The organism is Nonomuraea bangladeshensis, assembly GCF_039529455.1.
Taxonomy (GTDB): Bacteria; Actinomycetota; Actinomycetes; order Streptosporangiales; family Streptosporangiaceae; genus Nonomuraea; species Nonomuraea bangladeshensis.
The window spans coordinates 323,990-344,805 of record NZ_BAAAMV010000009.1 but is presented as its reverse complement, the minus strand read 5'-3'; the positions used below and the strand labels follow the sequence as shown (position 1 = coordinate 344,805).

Here is a 20,816-nt window from a genome sequence, read left to right as displayed (position 1 = left end):
AAGCTCCTTCAAAAGGTTCAGCCGGCCACCTCGACGTGCTCCAGCGCGCCGAGCGCGTCCGGCACCAGGACCGCGCCCGAGTAGTAGGCGCTGACCAGGTAGGAGGCGATGCCCCGCGCGTCGATGCCGGTGAAGCGGACGCTCAGCCCCGGCTCGCGCTGGTCGGGGACGGCGGCGGGCCGCAGCCCGACCACGCCCTGGTCGTCCTCGCCGGTGCGCAGGACGAGGATGGTGCTGGTGCCCCGCCGGGTGACCGGGATCTTGTCGCAGGGCAGGACGGGCACGCCCCGCCAGGCGGTCAGCCGCGTCCCGTGCAGCTCGACGCTGTCGGGGTAGACGCCGCGGGCGCTGCACTGCCGGTGGAAGGCGGCGATCGCCCGCGGGTGGGCGAGGAAGAAACGGGACTTCTTCCTGCGGCACAGCAGCTCGTCGAGGTCGTCGGGACCGGGCGGCCCCGACCGGGTGTAGAGCCGCTGCCGGGGATCGACGTTGTGCAGCAGCCCGAACTCGCGGTTGTTGAGCAGCTCGTGCTCCTGGGACTCGCGCAGCGCCTCGACCGTGAGGCGGAGCTGCTGCTCGGTCTGGTCCATCGGCTCGCCGTAGAGGTCGGCGACGCGGGTGTGGACGCGCAGCACGGTCTGCGACAGGCTCATGGGGTATTCGCGCGGCCCCGGGTCGTAGTCGACGAACGTGCCGGGCAGCGGGTGCTCGCCCCGGTGTCCGGCGGCGAGCGCGACGGCCGCCTCGCCGTGTTTGTTCTGCGGCCTGGCCAGCCGGTCGCGGTGCCGCTCGATCTGGGCGAGCAGCGCCGGCGAGCGCGCGGCCAGGGCGTCCAGCTCCTCGCGCGGCAGGGCCAGCACCGTGCAGGGGGTGCTGGTCTCCAGCGTGAAGTCCCACGTCGCGCCCGGCAGTCCGCCGCCCGCGTGGTCGCCGTCGGCGAGGGCGCCGCGCACCAGCCGGTCGCCGTGGCCGCCGGCCTGGAGCTGGGCGACCTTGCCGTGCGCGATCAGCAGGATCTCGTCGGCCGGGCGGCCGGCGCGGGCGATCGTGTCGCCCGCGCCGTACTCCCGCTGCCGGAACGAGCGGGCGAGCAGCTCCAGCTCCTCGCCGCCGGCCATCCCGTGCAGCAGGGGCAGCTCCGTCAGGCTCGGTGGGATCACCTGGAGCCGGGCCCCGGTGCGGTAGAAGCTCACCCGGCCGCCCCCGACCGGGTAGGTGAGCCGCCGGTTCACCCGGTAGGTGCCGGCCGCCACGTCGACCCACGGCAGCATCCGCAGCAGCCAGCGCGGGGTGATCTCCCGCGCCTGCGGAGGCGTCTTGGTCGTCGTGGCGAGCCTGCGCGCCGCCTGGGTGTCGAGGCTGAGCCTCTGGTCCGACTCCGTCACGTGTGAAACACCACCAATCCCCGGCGGATCAGGTCCGGGCTAGTCGTTCCTGCCGAGCTCGACGTCCTCCAGGACGCCGAGCGCGTCGGGCACCAGGACCGCGCACGAGTAGTAGGCGCTGACCAGGTAGGACACCACGGCCTTCTCGTTGATGTTCATGAAGCGCACCGACAGGCTCGGTTGGTACTCGTCAGGGATGCCGGTCTGGTGCAGGCCCACCACGCCCTGGTTCTCCTGGCCGGTCCGCATGAGCAGGAACGACGTCGTACGGCTGCCCGAGACCGGGATCTTGTTGCAGGGGAAGATCGGCACACCTCGCCAGGCCGGCACCCGGTGCCCGCTGACCTCACTGGCCTGCGGGTAGACGCCGCGCTTGCTGCACTCCCTGCCGAAGGCGGCGATGGCCTGCGGATGGGCCAGGAAGAACGCCGGCTCCTTCCACACGGTGGCGAGCAGGTCGTCGAGGTCGTCGGGGGTCGGCGGGCCGGAACGGGTGCGGATGCGCTGGCTGAAGTCGGCGTTGTGGAGCAGGCCGAACTCGCGGTTGTTGATCAGCTCGTGCTCCTGGCGCTCGCGCAGCGCCTCGATCGTGAGGCGGAGCTGCTGGTCGAGCTGGCTCATCGGCTGGTTGTACAGGTCGGAGACGCGGCTGTGGACGCGCAGGATGGTCTGGGCGACGCTCAGTTCGTACTCGCGGGGGCTCAGCTCGTAGTCGACGAACGTGCCGGGCAGCGTGGCCTCGCCGGTGTGGCCCGAGGACATCTCGATGGCGGCCTCGCCGTAGTCGTTCTGGGCGTGGGCGCCGCTGCTGGCCAGGCTCTCCAGGTGGGCGCGCAGCGCGGGCGACTGCTCGGCGACCTGCTCGAAGTCCTGCCGCGACAGCGTCAGCAGGGTCGTGGCGGTCTTGGCCCGCGCGCTGAAGGCGTACGGGGCGCCGTCGGTGAGCGCCTGCTCGCCGAAGTGGTCGCCGTCGGCCAGCACGCCGAGCTCCTGGTCGTCGCCGTACGCGCCGCGGGCCACCTTGTCCACCCGGCCGTGCGCGATGAGGACGAGCCGGTCACCCTCCGCGCCCTCGGCGACGATCTGCTCGCCGGGCTCCACCTCCCGCTGGGTGAAGCGGCCGGCCAGCGCCTCCAGCACCTCCATGTCGTCGAAGCCGCGCAGCACGGGCAGCTCGGTCAGCTCCGCCGGGATGACGCGGACCTCCGAGCCGGTGGTGCTGAAGGTGATGCGGCCGTCCCCGAGGGTGTAGGTCAGCCGCCGGTTCACCCGGAAAACGCCGCCCGAGCACTGCACCCAAGGCAGCAGCCGCAGCAGCCACCGCGAGGTGATCTCCTGCATCTGCGGCGGCGTCTTGGTGGTGGTGGAGAGCTGCCTCGCGGCTTCGGTGCTCAGGCTGAGCTGGCCGTTGCCGTTCTCGGGGGCGGCGGACTGGGTGGTTTCTGTCATCTCTTACCTGCCTGTTCCGTGCTGGATTAGCCGGGATTGCGGGTCGGTCGTAGTTCGGGGGGAAGAGAGAAGGTCAGGGTCTCCTCGGTGAGGGTCACCTGAGTGACGTCGGCGAAGCCACGGGCCGCGAGCCAGTCGAGCAGGCCGCTGACCAGCCGCTCCGGCGCCGAGGCGCCGGAGGTGACGCCGACCGTCCGCACGCCGCGCAGCCATCGCTCGTCGGCCTCTCCGGCGTGGTCCACCAGGTGGGCCGCCCGCGCCCCCGCTTCCAGCGCGACCTCGACCAGGCGCTGGGAGTTGGAGGAGTTGGCGGAGCCGACGACGAGGACCAGCTCGCACTCGGGCGCGATCCTGGTCACCGCCTCCTGGCGGTTCTGGCTGGCGTAGCAGATGTCGTCGCTGGGCGGGTCGGCGAGCTGCGGGAAGCGCTCGCGCAGCGCGCCGACCGCGCGCATGGTCTCGTCCACCGACAGGGTGGTCTGCGACAGCCAGCTCACCGGGCCGTCGCCGATGGCGCTCACCTCCTCGGGGCGGGCCGGGTCGACGACGTGGATGTGGCCGGGGGCCTCGCCGACGGTGCCCTCGACCTCCTCGTGCTCGGCGTGGCCGATGAGCACGATCTCGTGGCCGTCGGCGGCGAGCCTGACCGCCTCCTTGTGGACCTTGGTGACCAGCGGGCAGGTGGCGTCGATGGTGCGCAGCCCGCGCCGCTCGGCCTCGGCCTTCACCTCCGGCGACACGCCGTGGGCACTGAAGATCACCAGCGCGCCGTCGGGGACCTCGTCGAGCTCGTCGACGAAGACCGCGCCGCGCCGGGTCAGCTCGCCGACCACGGAGGTGTTGTGGACGATCTGTTTGCGGACGTGGACGGGCGGGCCGAAGCGCTCCAGCGCCCGCTCCACCGTCACGATCGCGCGATCGACGCCCGCGCAGTAGCCACGCGGGGCCGCGAGAAGTACGCGTCCCATCGGGAAAAACCCTTCTAGCTGGTGCGGTGTGCGAGCCGGTCGGCGAGCACGGTGAGCGCGGCGGCCGCGTCCGGCTTGATCTCGGCCTCGGCCAGCGCCGCGACCGCCTCGCGCACCCGGCTCGCGATCATGTCCTCGACCGCGGCGACCGCTCCGGTGTCGCACAGGATCTGGCGCAGCTCGGCGGCGCGCTCCTCGTCCAGCCCGGGATCGCCGTGCCAGCGCCGCAGGTGCTCGCGCTGGGCGGCCGAGGCGCGGCGCAGGGCCTGCGCGATCAGCACGGTGTGCTTGCCCTCGCGCAGGTCGTCGAGCGCCGACTTGCCGGTCTCGGCGGCCGAGCCGAAGGTGCCGAGCACGTCGTCGCGGAGCTGGAACGCCTCGCCCAGCGGCACCCCGAACCGGGAGTAGGACGCCAGCAGCTCGGCGTCGGCCCCGGCGAGCGCGCCGCCGATCTGCAGCGGCCGCTCCACGGTGTATTTGGCCGTCTTGTAGCGGATGACGGTCAGCGCCTCGTCGACGCTCGCCCCGGCCCGCAGTTGCGCGAGCATGTCGAGGTACTGGCCGCTGATCACCTCGGTGCGCATGGTGTCGAAGAGGTGGTGCGCGGCGCGCAGCCGGTGCGGCTGGACCCCGCAGGACGACAGCATGGCGTCGGACCAGGCCAGGCTCAGCGTGCCGAGCAGGATGCCGCCCGCCTGGCCGAAGACCTCCGCGCCCGGCCCCGCGTGCAGTCGCTCCAGGCTCTTGTGCACGGTGGCGCGGCCCCGGCGCAGCTCGCTGCCGTCCATGATGTCGTCGTGGATGAGCAGGCCGGCGTGGCACAGCTCCAGCGCGGCGGCGGCCATGATGATCTCGTCGCAGTCGTCGCCGCCCGCCCCGCGCCACCCCCAGTAGCACAGCTGCGGCCGGATGCGCTTGCCGCCGCCCAGCACGAACTCGCGCAGCACGTTGTACGCGACCGCGACGTCGGGATCGGACAGCGGCGCCCGCCAGGTCTCCAGGAACGCGCTCAGGTGGTGGTCGATGCGCGAGCCGAGGCATGGCTCAGTGAGGCCCAATGGCATGCGCGCGCTCCTTCGGTCGATCGGATATCACCAATAGTTACTCACCCAACACTGAGCGTGTAAAGAGTCTGGGGCTGCCCATGACTTCATCCGTCTCACCGGTCACAGGAGCCGGCCGTCCGTTTAGTGGCTTTTGTAGGGGTATGCGCTGTGCATGAGAGCAGTCACATGGCACGGCAAGCGGGACGTGCGGGTCGAGGACGTTCCCGACCCGGTGATCAAGGAGCCGAACGACGCGGTCATCAGGGTGACCAGCACCGGCATCTGCGGCTCCGACCTGCACCTGTACGAGGTGCTCGGCCCGTTCATGGCCGAGGGCGACATCCTGGGCCACGAGGCCATGGGCGTCGTCGAGGAGGTCGGCCCGGAGATCACCCATCTCAAGCCGGGCGACCGGGTCGTCATCCCGTTCAACATCGCCTGCGGCCACTGCCACATGTGCGGCATGGAGCTGTACGCCCAGTGCGAGACCACCCAGGTGCGCGAGCAGGGCACCGGCGCCGCCCTGTTCGGCTACACCCGCCTCTACGGCCAGGTCCCCGGCGGCCAGGCGGAGTATCTGCGGGTGCCCGAGGCCCAGTTCGGCCCGATCCGGGTGCCGGACGGCCCGCCGGACGAGCGGTTCGTCTATCTGTCGGACGTGCTGCCCACGGCGTGGCAGGCGGTCGCGTACGCGGAGATCCCCGAGGGCGGCAGCGTGACCGTGCTCGGGCTCGGGCCCATCGGCCAGATGTGCTGCCGCATCGCGCGGCACCTCGGCCACCGGGTGATCGGCGTCGACGGCGTCGCCGACAGGCTGGAGCTGGCCGCCCGCCACGGGATCGAGGTCATCGACGCGAGCGAGGTGACCGCCGTGCCCGACGAGATCCGCGCCCGCACGGCCGGCCGCGGCACCGACTCGGTGATCGACGCCGTCGGCATGGAGGCCCACGGCTCCCCCGCCGCCAAGATCGCGCAGACCCTCACAGGACTGCTGCCCGACGCCCTCGCGGCCCCGCTCATGACCAACGCCGGAGTGGACCGCCTGGCCGCGCTCAACCAGGCCATCGACGGCGTGCGCAGGGGCGGCGTCATCTCCGTCATCGGCGTGTACGGCGGCATGACCGACCCGCTGCCCATGCTCCGGATGTTCGACAAGGGCATCACCCTGCGCATGGGGCAGGCGCACGTGCGCCGGTGGATCGGCCCGCTGATGCCGCTCGTGACCGACGACGCCGACCCGCTCGGCGTCATGGATCTCGCCACCCACAAGCTGCCGCTGGAAGACGCGGCAAAGGCGTACGAAATGTTCCAGAAGAAGGCCGACGGGGCCATCAAGGTCCTCCTACGGCCCTGATGGGCGTTTCACCGGACGGACAGCGGGCAGCGGTGCCTTCATGAGAGTCGTCGTGGTGGGAGCAACCGGGAACGTCGGCACCAGCGTGGTGCGCGCGCTGAGCACCGACGAGCGGGTGACCTCGATCGTCGGGGTCGCCCGGCGGCTTCCCGGCTGGCGCGTCGACCGCACGGAATGGCGGCAGGCCGACGTGGCCTCCGCCGACCTGACCCGGATCTTCGACGGCGCGGACGCCGTGGTCCATCTGGCGTGGCTGTTCCAGCCGACCAGGGACCCGGCGACCACCTGGCGGGCCAACGTGCTCGGCAGCATGCGGGTCTTCCGCGCCGCGGCGGAGGCCGGGGTGCAGGCGCTGGTGCACGCCTCGTCCGTGGGCGCGTACTCGCCGGGGCCCAAGGACCGGCGGGTGGACGAGAGCTGGCCCACGCACGGGTGGCCGGGAGCCGCGTACGGGCGGGAGAAGGCCTACGTCGAGCGGGTGCTCGACGTCTTCGAGCACGACCACCCGAGCATCCGCGTGGTGCGGATGCGGCCCGGCTTCATCTTCCAGCGGGCGGCGGCCTCGGAGCAGCGCAGGCTGTTCGCCGGGCCGCTGGTGCCGCGGCGGCTGATCGGCGCGGGGCGCATCCCGTTCGTGCCGGACATCCCCGGGCTGCGGCTGCAGGTGCTGCACGCCGAGGACGCGGCCGAGGCCTACCGGCTCGCGGTCGTGCGCGAGGTCAAGGGCGCGTTCAACATCGCCGCGGAACCCGTGCTCACTCCCGGCGACCTCGCCGAGCTGCTCGGCACCCGTACGGTGCCGGTGCCGCGCGGCCTCGCCAAGGCGGCCGTCTCGGCGGCCTGGCGGCTCAGGCTGGTGCCCGCCTCGCCCGGGCTGTTCGACCTCGCCATGCGGCTGCCCGTCATGACCACCGACCGCGCGCGCGAGGTGCTGGGCTGGCGGCCGCGGCACTCGTCGCTGGACGCCATGCGTGAGCTGTTCGAAGGACTGCACGACGGCGCCGGCATGGACACCGCGCCGCTCGCCCCCGACGGCGGCCCGGCCGGCCGCGTCAAGGAGCTCGCCTCCGGCATGGGCGCACGCCCGTGACGCCGATCCGCCCCGAGCGCGGAGTGTAATCCCCCTCCTGACGGGAAGGGGGGGAAACGAGGTCCAGAGGCGCGGCCCCCGGGTGTCACCACGACACGGAGGAACGCCATGGACCCTTTTCCCCGGACCGGTTTCCGCCAGGTCCTTCGCCTCGATCTTCCCGATCTGAGCCAGTGCGGCGGAGGCGGCACGTCCCCGCCGCCCGGGCGCCGGCGCGTCCAGGCCAGGTCGGAGGAGCCTGCCATGCGCACCCTTCTGACCCAGCCCTTCACGCTCCAGGACGTGACCAGGCTCCGCCGTACGGTGGCCGAGAAGGCCGAGCACTGCGGGCTGAGCGGTCCCCGCCTGGACGACTTCGTCCTCGCCGTGCACGAGTCCGTGGTCAACGCCGTCGAGCACGCGGGCGGGCACGGGCACTTCAAGCTGTGGACCGTGGACGGCGTGATCCGCTCCGAGACCACCGACCGGGGCGAGGGCATCCCCGACGGGTACGTCGCCGGCGACCACCGGCCGTCCGACATGAGCTACGACGGCCGCGGCATCTACCTCATCCGCCGCCTGTGCGACATGGTGGACTTCAGCACCGGCCCCCTCGGCACGACGGTCCGCATCACCATGCGGCTGCCGAAGGCCGCGGGGCACGGCGCGCGAGGACACATGCGACGCGTCCGGGTCGCGGGCCAGGCCCATCCGCCCGGACGCTTCACCGCCTGAGCCCGCCGCCCGCAGCGGCGTCCTCAGCGGCGTCCTCAGGGGCGTCCTCAGGGGCCCGCCGCCCGGTGGTGCCCGCGTAGCGGCAGGTAGGGTCGGAAGAGTGAGCCGCGAGCAGCCTTCCCCCGCGATCATCGCCCCGGTCCGGCGCATCGGCCGGCGGGAGTTCGACTTCGCGCGCCAGGTCGCCGTGATGGCGATCGTCAACCGCACCCCCAACTCCTTCCACGACCAGGGCCGCACCTACGCGCTGGACAGCGCCGTCGCGGCGGCCAGGCAGGCGGTCGACGACGGGGCCGACTGGGTCGACATCGGCGGTTTCGCCTTCAGCGCCGCGCAGGCCGAGATCGGCGCCGCCGAGGAGATCGACCGGGTCGCCCCCGTCATCGCCGAGGTCCGTGCCGTCACCGACGCGGTCATCTCGGTCGACACCCACCGCCCCGAGGTCGCGCGGGCGGCGATCGAGGCCGGCGCCGACGTCATCAACGACACCAACGGGCTGCGCGAGCCCGGCCTCGCCGAGGTGGCCGCCGCCACCGGGGCCGGCGTGGTGGTCACCCACAGCCTGGGCGGCCCCGGCCGGCGGGTCTTCCGGCCCAGCTACGACGACGTGGTGGCGGAGGTGGCGGGCTTCCTGCGGGAGCGGGTGGCGTACGCGCTGGAGGCCGGCATCGCGCCCGACAAGATCATCATCGACCCCGGCCACGACCTCAACAAGAACACCTTCCACTCGCTGGAGCTGACCCGCCGCCTGGAGGAGATCACCGCGATCGGCTACCCGACGCTGGTCGCGCTGTCCAACAAGGACTTCATCGGCGAGACCCTCGACCGGCCGCAGGGCCGGCGGACCGAGGGCACCATCGCCGCCAACGTCGTCGCCGTGCTCAAGGGGGCGCGGATCCTGCGGGTGCACGACGTGCCCGCGACCGTCGCCGCCGTACGCATGACCGAAGCCGTCCTCGGCTGGCGTGCCCCCCTCGCGCCCAGCCACAATCTGGCGTGAAGGAGCGCACGTGAGCGACCGCAAGCCGATCGGGATGCCCTTCGAGAGCTGGGTCGACCGGCAGATCCGCGAGGCGCAGGAACGCGGGGAGTTCGACGACCTGCCGGGCGCGGGCAAGCCGCTGCCAGGGCTGGACAAGCCGCAGGACGACATGTGGTGGATCAAGCAGAAGGTGGAGAGCGAAGGGCTCGCCATGCCGCTGCCGCCCACGCTGGCGCTGCGCAGGGACGCGGAGGAGGCGCTGCGGGAGGCGCGCGGGGCGCGCACCGAGGCCGAGGTGCGGCGCGTGCTGGAGCCGGTCAACGAGCGGATCCGCGAGGCGATCAGGACGGGGCTGTCGGGGCCGCCGCTCAACCTGATGCCGTTCGACGTGGACGAGGAGATCTCGGAGTGGCGGCGCGCCCAGGGGTGACCCCCATGGGAACGGGGCCCGGGCGCGACGGCCCGGACCCCGGTCCGGTTGCTGAGGGGCCCGGGTCAGGCGGGTCCCTCTGGCCGGCCGGAGCCCCGGGTCAGGCGGGGCCCCGGCCGGCCGGGTTCAGGTGATCTCAGTTGACCGGCGGGTAGGCGTTCGCCAGCAGCTCACGGAACTGCGCCGAGAACCACTGGCCGGAGAGCGGCGCGTCGCCCTTGGCGCCGGACATGTTGTTGCCGTTGAGGCTGTTGCCGGTGTACGTGGGGTCGCACATCCGGTCGAACCTCTTGCCCTCGTCGTTCGGGATGTCCCGGCTGGCGCCGTCGGACTCGCCCGGAGGCTTGATCCAGACGTAGGCGTCGAGGCCGGCGACGGGGGCGGCGGTCGGGCGGGCGCCCAGGCCGGCGCCGGCCTGGTTGCACCAGTTGCCGGCGTGGATGCGGCGGTCGACGCGCGATTCGTTCACGAACGTGTCCACGTTGAGCGAGCTGCTCGCCCTGGCCGGGCGGGCGCTGCCGCCCCAGCCGTTGCGCGAGGTGTCGATCAGCATGCCGAGCCCGGAGCGGAAGCCCTTGGCGATCAGGGCGGTGCGCAGGGCGAGGGCGAAGGACTGCTCGTCCACGTACCAGTTCCAGTCCACCCACTTGGACTGCCGGACCGAGACGTTGTCCACCATGGTGTTGACGGTGAAGTGCGGCTCGGTCGTGGCCCCGTAGTTGGCGGTGTTGACGATGAAGCCGTCCACGCTGTCCACGCCGGCGGCGGTGCCGGCGACGGTCTCGTAGAAGAGGTTGACGGAGGGCTGGAAGTTCGAGTCCCAGCCGAGCCACGCGTGGTGGGCGGCGTCGATGTAGGTGTAGACGTTGGGGATGGCGTGGAGCTTGTCGAGCGCGTACCGGACGCCGTCACGGTAGCCGCCGGGGCCGTTGGCCTCGCGGCAGTCGGCGAAGTTGTTGAGGTTGGTGACGAGGTTCGGCAGCGAGTCGGGCTCGATGATGGTGACGATGCGCAGGTTCGCGTAGGTGGAGTCGCGGAGGATGGCCGCGATCGGGTCGATGTACTCCGTCTTGTAGCGGTTGAAGCCGTCCTGGGAGATGCGCAGCTCGCCGTTGGAGGCCAGGGCGGAGCAGTCGCGGTTGGGCAGGTCGTAGATGACGACCTGGATGGTCAGCGGCGTCGAGCCGTTGGCGGCGTCCTGCCGGACGGCCTCGTCCAGGTGGGCGCGCAGGCCCATGGCGCTGCTGGAGCCGGCGATGGCGGCGATGCGGTCCATCCACACGGCGGTGGAGGTGTTCGCGACCGCCGAGCCGCCGGGCTCGGCCGCGGCCTTGGCGCTCCAGTTGGGGTTCACGTAGCCGGTGGCGCCGGCGTACGGGTTCTCCACGTGGGTGGGGGTGGGGCCGCCGTCGTCGTCGGCCTCGGTGGCGGTGACCGTACGCGAGGTCAGGCCGGTGGAGGCGACGGTGAACGTGCGGCTGCCGTTGGCCGTGTCGGAGTCCTGCGCGGCGGCCAGGGTGACCGTCTGCGGGGTGTTCCAGTTCGACGTGGTGAAGGAGAGCGAGGCGCCCGAGCTGACGGTGAGGTCGGCGTCGCCGCTGCCCGCCGTCGTGGTGACGGTCACGCCGGAGGAGGGCTGGGCGGCCAGGCGCACGGTGAACGTCCCGGTCGAGCCCTCGGGGACGGTCACCGAGGTCGGCGTCACGATGATGGACTGCTCCACCGTGGCGTCGTCGTCCACCTCGGTCGCGGTGAGCGTGGCGCCGGTGACGCCGCTGCCGCCGACGCTGAAGCTCGCGGTGCCCGCGGTGGTGTCGGCGTCCTGGGCCGCGGCCAGGGTGACCGTCTGCGGGGTGTTCCAGTTGCTCGGGGTGAAGGTGAGCGAGGCGCCGGAGCTGACGGTCAGGTCGGTGTCACCGCTGGTACGGGCGGTGGTGACGGTGACGTTCGAGCTGGGCGCGGAGGAGAGCCGCGCGGTGAACGTGGCCGTCGAGCCCTCGTTGACCGCGACCGAGCTGGCCGACAGCACCACGGACGGCGTGACCGGGCCGGTGCCGCCGCAGCTCACGCCGTTGACGCTGAACGACGTGGGGTTGGGGTTGGTGCCGGTCCAGGTGCCGTTGAAGCCGACGGAGACCGAGGCGCCGGTCGCGAGGCTGCCGTTGTAGGGCATGTTCGTGCCGGTGACGCGGGTGCCGCTCTGGCTCCAGTTGGCGCCCCAGCCACTGGGCGTGTACTTCTGCCCGGTGGTCGGGTAGTCGAAGGCCAGCGACCACGACGAGATCGGGTCACCGGTGTTCTTCAACGTGATGTTCGCGGTGAAACCGCCCTGACCAGGGCTGCTCGTCCACGAGTTGGCAGAGTAGGTCACGTCGCAGGCGACCGCGGCGTTGGCGGCCGTGCCCTGGCCGGCGACGAGTCCTAGGGCCGCGACACTCGCGGCGGTCACGGTCACGGCCCATTTGCGGAGGCCGCGTTGGAGTCTCACGAGCGATCATCTCCAGTGCTAGGTGGCTGGGAGCGCTCCCATCGTGAGCCGCCGTCGGGTTGCTGTACAGAGGGACGTCCGCGCGCCGCCGCCGGGGGCCCCGCATGCTCCGTGAATGCCCTCTAACGATGATGAAACTTTCATCTAGGGCAGGCAGGTGAGAGGAAACAGAGGGGTTACCGGGCGGCCATTTCGTTGACATACGCCGGAGCACACCCACAATCCCGATTGGGAGCGCTCCCACACCCCTACTCCCTGGAGACCCCGTGAAATTCAGACCTCCGCCCCTTCTGACGCGCTTATCGAGGCGGCTCGCCGTGGCCACGACCCTCGTCCTCGTGGCCGGCGCGACCACGGCCGTGGCGGCCGCCCCCGCCCAGGCCGCGGTCTCGTGCGACGTGACGTACGCGGCCAACCAGTGGACGAGCGGCACGAACCAGGGCGGCTTCACCGCCAACATCACGCTGAAGAACACCGGTGACCCCATCACCTCCTGGACGCTCGCCTTCGACTACCCGACCACCGGGCAGAAGTACACACCGAGTGGCTGGGGCGCCAACTGGAGCCAGAGCGGCACCCGCGTCACCGGCACGAACATGCCGTGGAACGGCAGCCTCGCGACCGGCGCCTCCACCAACATCGGCTTCAACGGGACCTGGACCGGCAGCAACCCCAGCCCGACGTCGTTCACCGTGAACGGCGTCACCTGCGGCGGCACCGGCCCGACCGCGCCCACGGTCTCGCTGACCTCGCCCACGGCCGGGCAGACCTTCACCGCCCCCGCCACCGTGCCGATCGCGGCCGACGCCGCCGACGCCGACGGCACGATCGCCAAGGTCGACTTCTACCAGGGCAGCACGCTGCTCGGCACCGACACCACCTCCCCGTACAGCTACAACTGGACGAACGTGGCGGCCGGCAGCTACTCGATCACCGCCCGCGCCACCGACAACAGCGGCGCGGCCACGACCTCCTCGCCGGTCGGCATCACCGTCTCGCCGCCGAGCACCGGCCCGGCGCTGGTCGTCAGCCCGACCACGCTGTCGGTGCCCGAGGGCGGCACGGCCGCCTTCGGCGTCAAGCTGTCGCAGGCGCCCTCCTCCAACGTGGCCGTCAGCGTGGCCCGCGCCAGCGGCGACGCCGACATCACGGTCTCCGGCGGCGCGAGCCTCACCTTCACGCCGTCGAACTGGAACACCGCGCAGAACGTCACCCTGGCGGCCGCGCAGGACTCCGACACGACCAGCGGCTCGGCCGTGATCCGGGTGAGCGCGAGCGGCCTCACGCCGGTCGACGTGACCGTCAGCGAGGCCGACGACGACGTGGGCGGCGACAACACCTACGTGCAGCGCTTCGTCGAGCTCTACAACGAGATCCACGACCCGGCCAACGGCTACTTCTCGCCGGACGGCGTGCCGTACCACTCGGTCGAGACGTTCATGGTCGAGGCGCCGGACCACGGGCACGAGACCACGTCCGAGGCCTACAGCTACTACCTGTGGCTGGAGGCGACCTACGGCCAGGTGACCGGCGACTGGTCGAAGTTCAACGCCGCCTGGGCGTCGATGGAGAAGTACATCATCCCGGCCACCGCCGACCAGCCGACGAACTCCTTCTACAACGCGTCCAAGCCGGCGACGTACGCGGCCGAGCACAACTCGATCAGCAACTACCCGTCGCAGATCGACTCCGGCGTGTCCGTCGGCACCGACCCGATCGCCAGTGAGCTGCAGACCGCGTACGGCACCCGCGACATCTACGGCATGCACTGGCTGCTCGACGTCGACAACACCTACGGCTTCGGCCGCTGCGGCGACGGCACCACCAAGCCCGCCTACATCAACACCTACCAGCGCGGCCCGGAGGAGTCGGTCTTCGAGACGATCCCGCAGCCGTCCTGCGACACCTTCAAGCACGGCGGCACCAACGGCTACCTGGACCTGTTCATCAAGGACGCCTCCTACGCCAAGCAGTGGAAGTACACCAACGCCCCCGACGCCGACGCGCGCGCCGTCCAGGCCGCCTACTGGGCGCTGACCTGGGCCAAGGCGCAGGGCAAGTCCGCGGACGTCTCGGCCAGCGTGGCCAAGGCCGCCAAGATGGGCGACTACCTGCGCTACGCGATGTACGACAAGTACTTCAAGAAGCCGGGCTGCACGAGCACGAGCTGCGCGGCCGGGACCGGCAAGGACGCCTCGGCGTACCTGCTGTCGTGGTACTACGCGTGGGGCGGCGCGACCGACTCCAACGCCGGATGGGCCTGGCGCATCGGCTCCAGCCACAACCACTCCGGCTACCAGAACCCGTTCGCGGCCTGGGCGCTCGCCAACGTGGCCGAGCTCAAGCCCAAGAGCTCGACCGGCGCCTCCGACTGGAGCACCAGCCTCAACCGGCAGCTCCAGTTCTACAAGTGGCTGCAGTCCGACGAGGGCGCGATCGCCGGCGGCGCGACCAACAGCTGGGAGGGCCACTACGCCAGCCCGCCGAGCGGCCTGCCGAAGTTCTTCGGCATGACCTACGACTGGCAGCCCGTCTACCACGACCCGCCGTCGAACCAGTGGTTCGGCTTCCAGGCGTGGACGATGGAGCGGGTGGCCGAGCTTTACAACCAGACCGGCAACGCCAACGCCAAGGCCATCCTCGACAAGTGGGTGACCTGGGCGCTGGCCAACACCACGATCAACGCCGACGGCACCTACCAGATGCCCTCGACGCTGCGCTGGACCGGCCAGCCGGCCGGCGACTTCAGCTCGCCGACCGACGTCCCGCCGGCCAACCCCAACCTGCACGTGACCGTCGTGGACCACACGACGGACGTGGGCGTCGCCGGCGCCTACGCCAAGGTGCTGATGTACTACGCGGCGCGGGCCAACCACACCGAGGCGAAGAACACCGCCAAGGCCCTGCTCGACGGCGTCTGGAAGAACCGCGACGCCAAGGGCGTGTCGGTGCCGGAGACCAAGACCGACTACAACCGCATCGACGACCCGGTGTACGTCCCGGCCGGCTGGAGCGGCAAGATGCCGAACGGCGACACCATCAACTCCAGCTCGACCTTCATCTCCATCCGCTCGTTCTACAAGAACGACCCGGACTGGCCGAAGGTGGACGCCTTCCTCAAGGGCACCGGCCCCGCGCCGGTGTTCAACTACCACCGGTTCTGGGCGCAGGTGGACGTGGCCGTCGCCCTGGCCGAGTACGGGCGGCTCTTCCCGTGAGATCCGCAAGGAAAGCAGCGCTGATCGCTGCGGTGTCGCTGGTCCTGCCCCTGGTCACAGGGGTAGGGCCGGCGGCCCCCGCCGCCCACGCGGCGCCCGCCTACAACTACGGCGAGGCGCTGCAGAAGTCCCTGTGGTTCTACGAGGCCCAGCAGTCGGGCGACCTGCCCTCCTGGAACCGCGTCTCCTGGCGCGGCGACTCGGGTCTCAACGACGGCAAGGACGCCGGCCTGGACCTGACGGGCGGCTGGTACGACGCGGGCGATCACGTGAAGTTCGGGCTCCCGATGGCGTACAGCGCCACCATGCTGGCCTGGGGCGCGGTCGAGTACCGCGACGCCTACAGCTCCTCCGGCCAGCTCACCCACCTGCTGAACAACCTCAAGTTCGTCAACGACTACTTCATCAAGGCCCACCCGTCGGCCAACGTGCTGTACGGGCAGGTCGGCAACGGCGGCACGGACCACGCCTGGTGGGGTCCGGCCGAGGCGATGCAGATGGCGCGGCCGGCGTACAAGATCGACGCCTCGTGCGGCGGCTCCGACCTGGCCGGTGAGACGGCGGCGGCGATGGCGGCCTCCTCGATGGTCTTCAGGCCGACGAACGCGGCCTACGCCGACACGCTGCTGACGCACGCCAAGCAGCTCTACTCCTTCGCCGACACCGTGCGGAGGAAGTACAGCGACTGCATCACCGACGCCCAGGGCTACTACAACTCCTGGAGCGGCTACAACGACGAGCTGGTGTGGGGCGCGATCTGGCTCTACCGGGCCACGAACGACGCCTCCTACCTGGCCAAGGCCGAGGCCGGCTACGACAATCTGTCCAACGAGCCGCAGAGCACCACGAAGTCGTACAGGTGGACGCTGGCCTGGGACGACAAGTCGTACGGGGCGTACGTGCTGCTCAGCAAGCTCACCGGCAAGCAGCGCTACCTCGACGACGCCAACCGCTGGCTCGACTGGTGGACGGTCGGGGTCAACGGGTCGAAGGTGGCGTACTCGCCGGGCGGGCAGGCCGTGCTCGACCGCTGGGGCTCGCTGCGGTACGCGGCCAACACCGCGTTCGCGGCGCTGGTGCACAGCGACTCGATCAGCGACGCCACGCGTAAGGCCCGCTACCACGACTTCGCGGTCCGGCAGATCAACTACGCGCTCGGCGACAACCCGCGCAACTCGTCGTACATGATCGGGTTCGGCGCCAACCCGCCGAAGAACCCGCACCACCGCACGGCGCACGGCTCGTGGACCGACCAGATCACGAACCCCGAGCAGACCCGCCACACCCTGTACGGCGCGCTCGTCGGCGGCCCGCCCGACCCGAACGACGCCTACACCGACAAACGCGACGACTACGTCATGAACGAGGTCGCCACCGACTACAACGCCGCCTTCACCGGCGCGCTGGCCCGCCTCCACAAGGAGTACGGGGGCACCCCCGCGGCGAACTTCCCGCCCGCGGAGACGCCGGACGGTCCCGAGATCTTCGTCGAGGCGGGCGTGAACGCCTCCGGCACGAACTTCACGGAGATCAAGGCCATCGTCCGCAACCAGTCGGCCTGGCCCGCCCGGGTCCTGTCCGACGGCTCGTTCCGCTACTACTTCACGCTCGACGGCTCGACGGCGCTCTCGCAGATCAGCGTGTCGTCGGCCTACACGCAGTGCAAGGCGCCCACCCTCGGCTCGCTGGGCGGCGGCGTGCACTACGTCAACATCGACTGCTCCGGGCAGGTCATCGCCCCGGCCGGGCAGTCGCAGCACCGCAGGGAGGTGCAGTTCAGGATCAGCAGTGCGGGCACGTGGGACCCGGCCAACGACTGGTCGTACCGGAACATCCCCACCACGCCCGGCGCGACGCCGGTCCGCACCCCGAACATCACCCTCTACAGCGGCGCCACCAAGATCTGGGGTGAGCCCCCGGGTCCGGAGGAAGAGGACGACACCCCGCCCAGCAAGCCGGGCAGGCCCGCGGCATCCGGGATCACGGGCTCCACCGCCAGGCTGACCTGGACGGCCTCCACGGACAACGTGGGTGTGTCGGGTTACGACGTCTACCTGGGGTCCACCAAGGCAGGCACGTCCCCGACCGCCTCCTTCGACCTGACGGGGCTCACCCCTTCCACGTCCTACTCGGTCACCGTGGTGGCCAGGGACGCGGCGGGCAACACCTCGCCGCCCTCGGACGCGGCCACGTTCACCACCACGGACACGACGACGCCGCCCCCGGGCGGCTGCCAGGCCACGTTCAAGGTGACGAACTCGTGGGGCGGCGGCTTCCAGGGCGAGGTGACCGTGAAGAACGCGGGCACCGCGGCCATCAGCGGCTGGACGGCCTCCTGGACCTCCCAGAACGCCATCACCCAGGTCTGGGGCGGGAAGCTCACGCAGTCCGGCTCCACCGTGACGGTGCGGAACGAGAGCTACAACGGCGCCCTCGCCGCCGGCGCGAGCACCACGTTCGGCTTCATCGCGAGCGGCGCGGCGAGCGTCCCCGACCCGGTGACCTGCGCCTCGGGCACCGGCTGAACACTCAGGCCGTCCGCTGCGTATGAGGAGGTGAGGCCACAACTTCATATCCCTGCCCGATGAACCATCCCCGCCCGGATGGGACGGACGCGGTCGATTCCTCCAGTCGGCCGCGTCCGTTTTTCATGGGGGTTCAGCTCTGGCGGCGGTGGACCTCCTGCGCGAAGCGCTCGCGGGCGAGGTCGATGAACGACTCGTCGGCGAACTCCTCCTTCAGCGCCTGCGCGTGGTAGCGCTCGGGGATCAGCCGGAGCACATGGTCCCGGTAGCCGGGTCCCGGCGCGGGCACCCGCACCTGCGGCGGGATGCTGATCTTGACGGCGATCGGGCCGGAGGCGCGTACGGACTGCGCCCAGTCCGTGCCCTCGCCGGTCACCGCGCACAGGTGACGGGCGTAGACCCAGGTGACCTCGACCAGCGACTTCGCGTCCGGCGGTTCGACGCCGAACGGCTCCACCGCGCAGATGACGCGCGTGTCGAGGGTGCCGTGGCCGTGGGCGTGGTGCTCGTCCGGCGAGGACTCCTCAAGGATCTTGGTGACCTGCGCGGAGAGCTCTCGATCGAGCTGCGACGACGGCTGCCTGCCGGCGAAGAACATCACCCCGGCCAGGCTCAGCCCGGCCAGGGTGATGATCGCCGCGATGAGCCCGCGACGGGTTTTGATCACGGGCTGGTGCAGGTCAGGGTCGGGGCGGGGTTCGGGACCGAGCCGGTGGCGTTGAACCCGAACGTGGTGGTGGCGTTGGGGGCGAGCTGGCCGTTGTAGGTGGCGTTCTTGACCTTCACGTTCGGCGGCTGACCGCTCAGCACGCCGTTCCACGGCGAGCCGTCGAAGCCTTGGCCGCCGCCGTAGGTCCAGGAGACCGTCCAGCCGTTCAGGCTGGAGGTGCTGGTGTTCTTCACCGTCACCTCACCCTGGAAGTGGCCGGCCCAGCCGGTGTCGGTGGCCTTCCACGTCGCCGTGCAGGCGCCCGGCGTCGGCGTGGACGTCTGCGTCGGCGTGATGGAGGGGCCGGGCGTGCTGCCGTTCGGGCCGACGCCGGTGACCTCGCCGTTGCCGCCGTCGAAGACGACGTCGGAGCAGCTGTAGAAGTTCTCGTTGCTGTCCGAGCGGATCCAGTGCGTGTAGATGATGTGCCGGCCGGTCTTGCCGGACGGGAGCTGGCTGTTCCAGTAGTAGTAGTTGAGCGCGCCGGCCGGACCGGTGTCCGGCGGGTTGGTGACGCTGCCGAACGGCTCCAGGTCCGACCACTTCAGCGGCCCGTTCGGGTTCCAGCCGTTCTTGGTGATGTAGTAGTTGAACGAGCCGGGGTGCTTGGCCCAGTTGCTGTGCCGCATCTGGATGGTCGCGCCCGAGGTCAGATGGGTCACGGGCCAGTCGGAGCGGACCGCGTTGTAGGCCGAGAAGTCGTACGGCCCACCGGTGCCGCCGCTGCAGAGCTGGCCGTCGGGGATGAACCCGGAGGTGCGTCCGGCGCCGTCGGAGCGCAGCACCGCGAACCAGTTGTAGAGGGGCGTGCTGCCGCTCTGGGCAACGGCGGCCGCGCAGGCGGGGTTGTAGGGGAGGATCTGGCCGTTCTCCCGCAGGCCGTCCTGCCAGCACAGGAACGTCCGGCCGCCCGGCACCATCATGACGCCGTGCGCCTGTGCGGGGTTGGGTGCGATGAGGATCGTGGTGATCAGAACCAGGACGGCGGCGATCGCCGTCCGCTTCACTGCTTTCATGTGGGCTTTCCCTTGCGCTGACGACAGAGGAAACTGCCCCACGACCCAGCCCGCCCGGCCAGCGCCAGTGAACCACGCGCCGGGCCGTTCCGACAACGCGCCGTGAAACTTTCAGCCGATCATGGTCATGGTTTCCCCTGGTAGCCGCATAGCGGCAGGTGGTAATTACATGCGCGCTCTTGCCGCTTCAGGGAACGCCGGGGAGCCTCGCTGAATGGGAGCGCTCCCACATATCCTGTTCTCCGAGAAGCGGGAGCCACATGTCATGAGGAACGCGCACACCCATCTGCTCATCGGGGCGATCCTGGCGCTGCTCGCCGGCTGCCTGGTCGCCGCGCCCGCCCAGGCCGCCCCGGTGCTGTGCGACAAGTACGCCTCCACCACCGTCCAGAACGGCCGCTACGTCGTCATGAACAACGTGTGGGGCGCCGACACCGCCCAGTGCATCGACGTCAACCAGAACGGCGGCTTCACCGTCACCCAGGCCGCGCACAACAAGCCCACGAACGGCGCCCCGGCCTCCTACCCGGCCGTCTACGCGGGCTGCCACTACGCCACCTGCAGCACCGGCAGCAACCTGCCGATGCAGGCGAGCTCGCCGTCGTTCGGCTCGCTGCGCACCTCCGTGAGCATGACCTACCCGAGCGGCGGCGTGTGGGACGCCGCCTACGACATCTGGTTCGATCCCACCCCGCGCACCGACGGCCAGAACACCGGCGCCGAGATCATGGTCTGGCTCAACCGCATGGGCTCGATCCAGCCGGTCGGCTCCCAGATCGGCACCGTCAGCCTGGCCGGCGGCACCTGGCAGGTCTGGTACGGCAACATCGGCTGGAACGTGATCTCCTACGTGCGCACCTCGCCGACCGCCTCGATGGACTTCACCATCGACACGTTCCTGAGCGACGCCATCGGCCGCGGCTACGCCCAGCGCTCGTGGTACCTCACCAGCGTCCAGGCCGGCTTCGAGCCCTGGGTCGGCGGCGCCGGCCTGGCGGTCAACTCCTTCTCCTTCGGCTCGGGCGGCTCGAACAGCGGAGGCGGCTGCACGGCCGCCGCCACCACGCAGTCCCAGTGGCAGGGCGGCTACGTCATCCAGCCGGTCACGGTGACCAACACCGGCTCGGCCACGAAGAACGGCTGGACGGTGACGTTCACGCTGCCCGCCGACCACACCATCACCGGCTCGTGGAACGCGACCCTCAGCGTCAGCGGCTCCACGGTCACGGCCAGGAACGCGGGCGGCAACGGGACCCTGGCGCCGAACGCCTCGACCAGCTTCGGCTTCCAGGCGACCAGGCCGGGCGGCAACTCGCAGGTGCCGAGCGGTTACACCTGCGCATGAGATCCGCGCGGGCGTGCTTGAGCGAGGGGCACGGGCCGCGCGGAGGAGGGGTACGGCTGGTGCTGCCGTACCCCTCCGTCAAATGCAATCCGTCAAA

General features: G+C 71.0%; 15 protein-coding genes. 8 read left to right on the top strand and 7 right to left on the bottom strand.

Annotated features, from left to right (window positions below):
* Positions 1-17 precede the first annotated feature (17 nt).
* Genes ABD292_RS30880 through ABD292_RS30865 form a run of 4 tightly spaced genes read right to left on the bottom strand, consistent with a single transcriptional unit; the run spans position 18 to position 4,866 of the window.
* On the bottom strand, positions 18-1,385 hold the full coding sequence (locus ABD292_RS30880; protein ID WP_344213471.1) for a family 2B encapsulin nanocompartment shell protein: 1,368 nt from the start codon (positions 1,383-1,385) through the stop codon (positions 18-20).
* Between the two features lie 39 nt (positions 1,386-1,424).
* A complete protein-coding gene (locus tag ABD292_RS30875) occupies positions 1,425-2,834 on the bottom strand; it encodes a family 2B encapsulin nanocompartment shell protein (RefSeq protein ID WP_344213469.1) in 1,410 nt (469 codons plus the stop codon).
* Positions 2,835-2,860: 26 nt separating this feature from the next.
* A complete protein-coding gene (locus ABD292_RS30870; RefSeq protein WP_344213467.1) occupies positions 2,861-3,802 on the bottom strand; it encodes a 4-hydroxy-3-methylbut-2-enyl diphosphate reductase in 942 nt (313 codons plus the stop codon).
* Between the two features lie 14 nt (positions 3,803-3,816).
* Positions 3,817-4,866 (bottom strand): polyprenyl synthetase family protein, encoded by a 1,050-nt coding sequence (locus ABD292_RS30865; protein ID WP_344213465.1) that lies wholly within the window; start codon positions 4,864-4,866, stop codon positions 3,817-3,819.
* Positions 4,867-5,020: 154 nt separating this feature from the next.
* On the opposite strand from ABD292_RS30865, the gene ABD292_RS30860 reads away from it, so the two are divergent.
* The 5 genes from ABD292_RS30860 to ABD292_RS30840 all read left to right on the top strand — a co-directional run bounded on the left by ABD292_RS30860 (position 5,021) and on the right by ABD292_RS30840 (position 9,418).
* Complete coding sequence (locus ABD292_RS30860; protein WP_344213463.1) at positions 5,021-6,202, top strand: zinc-dependent alcohol dehydrogenase; 1,182 nt, start codon at positions 5,021-5,023, stop codon at positions 6,200-6,202.
* A 40-nt stretch (positions 6,203-6,242) separates the two neighbouring features.
* Positions 6,243-7,292, top strand: coding sequence for an NAD-dependent epimerase/dehydratase family protein (locus ABD292_RS30855; RefSeq protein WP_344213461.1), 1,050 nt, complete (start codon positions 6,243-6,245; stop codon positions 7,290-7,292).
* A gap of 243 nt (positions 7,293-7,535) precedes the next feature.
* A complete protein-coding gene (locus tag ABD292_RS30850; protein ID WP_344213459.1) occupies positions 7,536-8,006 on the top strand; it encodes an ATP-binding protein in 471 nt (156 codons plus the stop codon).
* Positions 8,007-8,106: 100 nt separating this feature from the next.
* Entirely contained in the window at positions 8,107-9,006 is a 900-nt protein-coding gene (gene folP, locus ABD292_RS30845) for a dihydropteroate synthase (protein ID WP_344213457.1), read from the top strand.
* Positions 9,007-9,016: 10 nt separating this feature from the next.
* Positions 9,017-9,418, top strand: a complete 402-nt coding sequence (locus ABD292_RS30840) for a DnaJ family domain-containing protein (RefSeq protein WP_344213455.1) — start codon at positions 9,017-9,019, stop codon at positions 9,416-9,418.
* A 136-nt stretch (positions 9,419-9,554) separates the two neighbouring features.
* Here ABD292_RS30840 and ABD292_RS30835 read toward each other — a convergent pair whose 3' ends face one another.
* Entirely contained in the window at positions 9,555-11,906 is a 2,352-nt protein-coding gene (locus ABD292_RS30835) for a glycoside hydrolase family 6 protein (RefSeq protein ID WP_344213453.1), read from the bottom strand.
* A 317-nt stretch (positions 11,907-12,223) separates the two neighbouring features.
* Between ABD292_RS30835 and ABD292_RS30830 the strand changes: the two genes are divergently transcribed.
* Together ABD292_RS30830 and ABD292_RS30825 are read left to right on the top strand one after the other, a co-directional pair.
* The gene (locus ABD292_RS30830; protein ID WP_344213451.1) at positions 12,224-15,124 is read left to right on the top strand and encodes a glycoside hydrolase family 48 protein; all 2,901 of its coding nucleotides are present in this window, start codon (positions 12,224-12,226) and stop codon (positions 15,122-15,124) included.
* Positions 15,067-17,649, top strand: coding sequence for a glycoside hydrolase family 9 protein (locus tag ABD292_RS30825; protein WP_425565209.1), 2,583 nt, complete (start codon positions 15,067-15,069; stop codon positions 17,647-17,649). The genes ABD292_RS30830 and ABD292_RS30825 overlap by 58 nt, the downstream gene beginning before the upstream one ends.
* 133 nt (positions 17,650-17,782) lie before the next feature.
* On the opposite strand, the gene ABD292_RS30820 is transcribed toward ABD292_RS30825, so the two are convergent.
* Both ABD292_RS30820 and ABD292_RS30815 read right to left on the bottom strand, forming a co-directional pair.
* Entirely contained in the window at positions 17,783-18,316 is a 534-nt protein-coding gene (locus ABD292_RS30820) for a hypothetical protein (RefSeq protein WP_344213449.1), read from the bottom strand.
* On the bottom strand, positions 18,313-19,374 hold the full coding sequence (locus tag ABD292_RS30815) for a lytic polysaccharide monooxygenase (RefSeq protein ID WP_344213447.1): 1,062 nt from the start codon (positions 19,372-19,374) through the stop codon (positions 18,313-18,315). Before ABD292_RS30815 ends, ABD292_RS30820 begins: the two co-directional genes overlap by 4 nt.
* 265 nt (positions 19,375-19,639) lie before the next feature.
* On the opposite strand from ABD292_RS30815, the gene ABD292_RS30810 reads away from it, so the two are divergent.
* Complete coding sequence (locus ABD292_RS30810) at positions 19,640-20,719, top strand: glycoside hydrolase family 12 protein (protein ID WP_344213445.1); 1,080 nt, start codon at positions 19,640-19,642, stop codon at positions 20,717-20,719.
* Positions 20,720-20,816 lie beyond the last annotated feature (97 nt).

Bases quoted from the DNA above. Each gene is read 5' to 3' on its own strand.
- ABD292_RS30850 (WP_344213459.1), top strand. From the start codon at position 7,536: ATGCGCACCCTTCTGACCCAGCCCTTCACGCTCCAGGACGTGACCAGG.
- ABD292_RS30875 (WP_344213469.1), bottom strand. From the start codon at position 2,834: ATGACAGAAACCACCCAGTCCGCCGCCCCCGAGAACGGCAACGGCCAG.
- ABD292_RS30855 (WP_344213461.1), top strand. From the start codon at position 6,243: ATGAGAGTCGTCGTGGTGGGAGCAACCGGGAACGTCGGCACCAGCGTG.
- ABD292_RS30860 (WP_344213463.1), top strand. From the start codon at position 5,021: ATGAGAGCAGTCACATGGCACGGCAAGCGGGACGTGCGGGTCGAGGAC.
- ABD292_RS30865 (WP_344213465.1), bottom strand. From the start codon at position 4,866: ATGCCATTGGGCCTCACTGAGCCATGCCTCGGCTCGCGCATCGACCAC.
- ABD292_RS30815 (WP_344213447.1), bottom strand. From the start codon at position 19,374: ATGAAAGCAGTGAAGCGGACGGCGATCGCCGCCGTCCTGGTTCTGATC.
- ABD292_RS30810 (WP_344213445.1), top strand. From the start codon at position 19,640: ATGAGGAACGCGCACACCCATCTGCTCATCGGGGCGATCCTGGCGCTG.
- ABD292_RS30870 (WP_344213467.1), bottom strand. From the start codon at position 3,802: ATGGGACGCGTACTTCTCGCGGCCCCGCGTGGCTACTGCGCGGGCGTC.